Source organism: Methylococcus sp. S1M (assembly GCF_051295855.1).
In the GTDB taxonomy this organism is placed as follows: Bacteria; Pseudomonadota; Gammaproteobacteria; order Methylococcales; family Methylococcaceae; genus Methylococcus; species Methylococcus capsulatus.
This window is the reverse complement of the sequence record NZ_JBPDXO010000080.1, coordinates 1-233: the sequence shown is the minus strand read 5'-3', so window position 1 is coordinate 233 and position 233 is coordinate 1. Positions and strand designations below refer to the sequence as shown.

Genomic DNA, 233 nt, shown 5'->3' with positions numbered 1-233 from the left:
ACTGTCTTAATTGCAATCAGTACAAGCAGGGGCAACTCGTCGTCCATGGAAAGTCGACGTCGGCGTCCAGTCAGATCGCCCTGAAGGAGACTTCGGAGGAGTTCAAGAAAACCAGTTTCGTGTCGCCGGTCACAAAGGAAGTCTCGAATGGTCTGGATCGGTTCCAGATTGCATCGGATGCTGTCAATGGGAGGTCTTCTGTAGCGTCTGCTCTATCTGAAAATCCAGGTCAG

General features: G+C 51.5%; 1 pseudogene. It reads left to right on the top strand.

Annotated features, from left to right (window positions below):
- Positions 1–233, top strand: a pseudogene (locus ACSHWJ_RS16135) (PilN domain-containing protein); the annotation flags it as partial.